Source organism: Flavobacterium sp. (assembly GCF_046317795.1).
Classification (GTDB): domain Bacteria; phylum Bacteroidota; class Bacteroidia; order Flavobacteriales; family Flavobacteriaceae; genus Flavobacterium.
This window is the reverse complement of the sequence record NZ_JBKCVI010000195.1, coordinates 1-5,117: the sequence shown is the minus strand read 5'-3', so window position 1 is coordinate 5,117 and position 5,117 is coordinate 1. Positions and strand designations below refer to the sequence as shown.

Annotated in this window: 7 protein-coding genes; all 7 read left to right on the top strand. The window is 34.5% G+C overall.

Annotated elements, in window-relative coordinates:
• A partial coding sequence (locus tag ACK5ON_RS11570; protein ID WP_409822601.1) for an NADH-ubiquinone oxidoreductase-F iron-sulfur binding region domain-containing protein occupies positions 1–516 on the top strand: 516 nt, incomplete at its 5' end.
• 157 nt (positions 517–673) lie between these two features.
• The gene (locus ACK5ON_RS11565; protein WP_409822598.1) at positions 674–1,054 is read left to right on the top strand and encodes a clan AA aspartic protease; all 381 of its coding nucleotides are present in this window, start codon (positions 674–676) and stop codon (positions 1,052–1,054) included.
• A gap of 79 nt (positions 1,055–1,133) precedes the next feature.
• The gene (locus tag ACK5ON_RS11560) at positions 1,134–2,183 is read left to right on the top strand and encodes a 2Fe-2S iron-sulfur cluster-binding protein (protein WP_409822595.1); all 1,050 of its coding nucleotides are present in this window, start codon (positions 1,134–1,136) and stop codon (positions 2,181–2,183) included.
• On the top strand, positions 2,176–3,207 hold the full coding sequence (nuoH, locus tag ACK5ON_RS11555) for an NADH-quinone oxidoreductase subunit NuoH (RefSeq protein ID WP_396175566.1): 1,032 nt from the start codon (positions 2,176–2,178) through the stop codon (positions 3,205–3,207). Before ACK5ON_RS11560 ends, nuoH begins: the two co-directional genes overlap by 8 nt.
• Positions 3,208–3,460: 253 nt before the next feature.
• On the top strand, positions 3,461–3,733 hold the full coding sequence (locus ACK5ON_RS11550; protein WP_409822592.1) for a hypothetical protein: 273 nt from the start codon (positions 3,461–3,463) through the stop codon (positions 3,731–3,733).
• Between the two features lie 107 nt (positions 3,734–3,840).
• On the top strand, positions 3,841–4,362 hold the full coding sequence (locus ACK5ON_RS11545; RefSeq protein WP_409822590.1) for an ORF6N domain-containing protein: 522 nt from the start codon (positions 3,841–3,843) through the stop codon (positions 4,360–4,362).
• A gap of 110 nt (positions 4,363–4,472) precedes the next feature.
• Positions 4,473–5,021: a NuoI/complex I 23 kDa subunit family protein gene (locus ACK5ON_RS11540; protein ID WP_409822587.1), complete on the top strand. Its 549-nt coding sequence runs from the start codon at positions 4,473–4,475 to the stop codon at positions 5,019–5,021.
• Positions 5,022–5,117: the final 96 nt, after the last annotated feature.

Sequence of the window (5,117 nt, the reverse complement as noted above, 5' to 3'; positions counted from 1 at the left end):
CCTGGAGGAAGTTCGGTGCCAATTTTACCAGCGAATTTAATCTATAAAACCGCTGCTGGTGAAGACCGCTTGATGACTTACGAAAGTTTATCAGATGGTGGTTTTGCAACAGGTTCTATGCTGGGTTCAGGCGGATTTATTGTTTATGATGACCGAGCTTGTATCGTTCGTAATACTTGGAATTTTGCACGATTCTACCACCATGAAAGTTGTGGACAATGCACGCCTTGTCGAGAAGGAACAGGATGGTTGGAAAAAGTGTTGTGGCGAATCGAAAACGGACAAGGACGCGAAGAAGACATAGATTTGTTATGGAGCATCCAATCTAAAATTGAAGGAAATACGATTTGTCCTTTAGGTGATGCGGCTTCATGGCCAGTGGCTGCAGCAATTCGTCATTTTAGAGACGAGTTTGAGTACCATATTCGTTTTCCTGAAAAAGTAAAAAATAGAAATCATTTTGTTGCTGAACCTTTTGAAAAAGTGAAGGATTTAATAGCAAAGCAAGAAGTTTAAATTAATTTAAAGCAAATGGTTTGGGCATTTTTACCAACCATTTTCCCGCTTTTCGTTGCAATCTTTGCTTTTTTAAAGAAAAAAGCAAAGGATTTACACTACAATCGGGGCTAAAGAATAAACTTTAGGAATATTTGTAAAAATTTATAAAAATAATATGGGACTTGTATATTCAAATATAACATTATCAAATCCAGTTATTAGTACTATTAAACCTATTGAAGTTGTAAGTTTGGTAGATACTGGAGCAACTTATTTGTACATTCCACAACATGTAGCTAACCAATTAGAGTTATCCGAATTGCAAAAAAGAGAAGTAACACTTGCTGATGGTACGTCACAAATAGTTCCTTATGTTGGTCCAATAAAAGTAGCATTTGAAAACAGAATTTGTTTCGTGGGTGCCATGGTTTTAGGCGATCAGTGTTTATTAGGTGCAATACCTATGGAAGATATGGATTTGATAGTTCATCCAAAATATTTTAAATTGAGCGTAAATCCTGCTTCTCCAAATATTGCAAGTGGATTGGCAAAGTAAATAATAGTATTAAAAAAGTTAGAAGTTGGAAGTTAGAAGTGAAAACACTTAAACTTTTAAACCTTTAAACAAATAAAAAATGAAAGTAACCATAGACGGTCAAGAAATTGAAGTAGCACCAGGAACCACCATCCTACAAGCTGCTCGTATGATTGGTGGAGAATCAGTCCCACCAGCCATGTGCTATTATTCTAAACTAGAAGGAACAGGCGGAAAATGCCGCTGCTGTTTAGTGGATGTTACCAAAGGTAGTGAAGCCGATCCTCGTCCGATGCCAAAACTTGTTGCCTCGTGTGTAACAGGTTGTCAAGACGGAATGGAAGTAGCCAGCAAAAAATCCGACAGAGTTACCGAAGCTCGAAAAGCGGTAACCGAATTCCTTTTAATCAATCATCCATTAGATTGCCCGGTTTGCGATCAAGCAGGAGAATGTGATTTACAAAATTTAAGTTTCGAACACGGCAAATTGCAACAACGTTTCATAGAGGAAAAACGAACTTTTGAGCCAGAAGATATTGGTGACAAAATTCAACTGCACATGAACCGTTGTATCGTGTGCCAACGTTGTGTGGAAGTTGCCGACCAATTGACGGATAAAAGAGTTCACGGTGTTTTAAATCGTGGTGACCATTCGCAAATTTCTACCTGTATATCAACAGCTATCGACAATGAATTTTCTGGAAACATGATTGATGTCTGTCCGGTTGGTGCTTTAACGGATAAGACGTTCCGCTTCAAATCGAGAGTTTGGTTTAACAAACCGTTTAATGCTCACAGAGATTGTGACAAATGTTGCGGAAAAACTACCGTTTGGATGTTTGGTGACGAAATTCAGAGAGTAACTGCTCGCAAAGATGAGTATCATGAAGTAGAAGAATTCATATGTAATACTTGCCGTTTTGATAAAAAAGACGTTGCGGATTGGGTGATTGAAGGTCCAAGAAAATTCGAGAAAGATTCAGTTATCAACCAAGGTAAATATTACGGAAAAACAGAGAAAGTAGTTATTGCTACCGAAAAAGGAATTCTTCAAGGTAGAGATATCGACCGTAAAAAAATAAGTATGGCCGAGATAGATTACAACGAAAAAATTGATGGTAACCCAGTAAATTCAAAACAAAATGGATAGTGCCTTTATTATAGAAAAAAGCGTTTTGATTGTGGTTGTTTTTGCCGTAACTATGATTATGGCAATGTATTCCACATGGGCAGAACGTAAAGTAGCCGCTTTTCTTCAAGACAGAGTTGGGCCAAATCGTGCAGGTTGGGGCGGTTTATTTCAACCACTTGCCGATGGAATGAAACTATTTGCAAAAGAAGAATTTGAACCGAATACTAAAAATAAATTTCTCTTCTTTCTCGGACCAGCCATCGCTATGACTGCTGCTTTAATGACAAGTGCCGTAATTCCTTGGGGCGACAAATTAGAAATTTTTGGAAGAACAGTACAATTACAAGCAACGGATACCGATAGTGCTTTGTTATACATATTTGCCGTAGTTTCTATTGGTGTTTACGGAATCATGATTGGTGGTTGGGCATCAAACAATAAGTTCTCATTAATGGGTGCCGTTCGTGCCGCTTCGCAAATGGTTTCCTATGAAATCGCTATGGGATTATCGATGATTGCCTTATTAATGATGACAGGAACGTTGAGTTTAAAAGAAATTTCAGCACAACAATATGGTTTTCATTGGAATGCTTTTTATCAACCCTTATCTTTCTTAATCTTCCTAATTTGTGCTTTTGCAGAAACTAACAGAACACCATTCGATTTAGCAGAATGTGAGTCGGAGTTAATTGGTGGCTATCACACCGAATATTCCTCGATGAAAATGGGATTTTATTTGTTTGCAGAATATGCTAATATGTTCATCTCGTCAACCATTATAGCTGTTTTATTCTTTGGTGGTTACAACTATCCAGGAATGGGTTGGGCTTTGGAACATTGGGGCGTTAATATTGCAAACGTTATAGGAATTGGAGCTTTATTTGCAAAATTATGTTTCTTCATCTTTTTCTTTATGTGGATTAGATGGACAATTCCACGTTTTAGATACGATCAATTGATGAATTTGGGTTGGAAGATTTTAATTCCACTTTCCATTTTCAATATAATAATAACTGGAATTTGCCTCTTGGTATTTAAGTAAAATTTTGAATTCGCATTATGAGATATCAAGTTTTTTATTATTAATTATTTAAAATAGTTACATTAATTAAATGTAAAAAAATAAACTAAAGGTGTCGCATTTTGCGACACCATAACAATAAAAAGAAGCATTTTTGACAAATATTTAAATATTTTTTAATAATAAAAATCTAAAAAACAGACAGTTAAGTTGTTTAATATGTGTAAAAACTAAAGGTATCGCAAAATGCGATACCTTATAAACAAGCATTAGGATGTTCGTTGCCTTATGTTTTTCAGAACACGGAATTTTACAATTATCAAATGTTGAAAAAAGTGAGAAAGCAACTCAAATGAGTATAAAAATTATTGAGATTTTTGTAAGTATGAGAGAATTTCTTATTAATAATTTGAATTCCAAAATTGATATTGAAGAAATAAAAAGACGATTAGATAAGAATGTAGAATTACTCTTTAGCTATCTGGACGAATTGATTGACAAACAAGATAACAAAATAGAAAGAACGAAAATAGGGTTTAAAAAATAAGGCGGTCATAAATTGCAACCCGTTTAAACAATAAAACATTTAAAATACTGTAAATAAACAAATTAAGTTGGTTGCATATTGCAACCACTTAAAACAAAAATAAAAAAATGAGTGCAGAGTTAGCAATTACCGAAGAGTTTATAATGAGTAAAATTTTACTTATTAGAAATCAAAAAGTAATGATTGACAGAGATTTAGCAGAATTGTATGGTGTGACAACAGGGAATTTAAACAAATCAGTAAAAAGAAATTTCTTTAGGTTTCCAGAGGATTTTATGTTTCAATTAACCAAAGAAGAATTTGAAATTTTGATATTCCAAAATGGAACATCAAGTTGGGGTGGAACGAGAAAATTACCTTTTGTGTTTACAGAACAAGGAGTAGCAATGTTATCAAGTGTTTTAAATAGTGAACAAGCAGTTAAAGTTAATATTCACATTATTAGAGTGTTTACCAAAATGAGAGATTACCTGATAAATAATCTTAATCTTTCTTTGGAAATTGAATTAATTAAAAAGAAATTAACTAACCAAGACAAAAACATCGAATTGGTTTTTAGTTATCTGGACGAATTGATAGATAAGCAAGATAATAAAGTAGAAAGAACGAAAATAGGGTTTAAAAAATAAAGGACATCGATAAGCTTAGCCCTGATAGAAGTGGAAATCCTGTAATTGTGAGGAACGAAGCAATGACAGATTGAAACGGATAGCAGGAATAGCTTCAAATAAAAATAAAAATGAATATACAAACAGTATCATTATCAGGAAGAAAAAAGCAAGTTTCCAACAAGGAAATGACTTTTTTTGAAAGAATGTACCTTATTGCCATAGTGAAAGGTTTATTGATTACCATCAAACACTTTTTTAGAAAAAAGGCAACCATACAGTATCCTGAACAAGTTAGAGAATTTAGTCCTGTTTATCGTGGACAACACATGTTGAAACGCGATGAACTAGGACGTGAAAACTGTACAGCTTGTGGCTTGTGTGCCCTGTCTTGTCCAGCGGAAGCGATTACCATGAAGGCAGCCGAACGTCAAAAAGGCGAAGAACATTTGTACCGCGAAGAAAAATATGCCGAAATCTATGAAATCAATATGTTGCGTTGTATTTTCTGTGGGTTATGTGAAGAAGCTTGTCCAAAAGACGCCATTTATTTAAGTGAAACTTTTGCACCTGCAAATTATACACGTAAAGGATTTATTTATGGCAAACCCGATTTATTAATCCCAAATCCAAAGACCGAAGCAAGTGATTTAGCTTTGGCTAGAGGAGTAGAAGCATAAACAATACTATGAGTACAGTAGACATTTTATTTTATCTATTATCTGCATTTGCGATTGTAAGTGCGACGATGGTATTAATTAGTAAGAATCCAATAC

Bases quoted from the DNA above. Each gene is read 5' to 3' on its own strand.
- ACK5ON_RS11540 (WP_409822587.1), top strand. From the start codon at position 4,473: ATGAATATACAAACAGTATCATTATCAGGAAGAAAAAAGCAAGTTTCC.
- ACK5ON_RS11560 (WP_409822595.1), top strand. From the start codon at position 1,134: ATGAAAGTAACCATAGACGGTCAAGAAATTGAAGTAGCACCAGGAACC.
- nuoH (WP_396175566.1), top strand. From the start codon at position 2,176: ATGGATAGTGCCTTTATTATAGAAAAAAGCGTTTTGATTGTGGTTGTT.
- ACK5ON_RS11545 (WP_409822590.1), top strand. From the start codon at position 3,841: ATGAGTGCAGAGTTAGCAATTACCGAAGAGTTTATAATGAGTAAAATT.
- ACK5ON_RS11550 (WP_409822592.1), top strand. From the start codon at position 3,461: ATGTTCGTTGCCTTATGTTTTTCAGAACACGGAATTTTACAATTATCA.
- ACK5ON_RS11565 (WP_409822598.1), top strand. From the start codon at position 674: ATGGGACTTGTATATTCAAATATAACATTATCAAATCCAGTTATTAGT.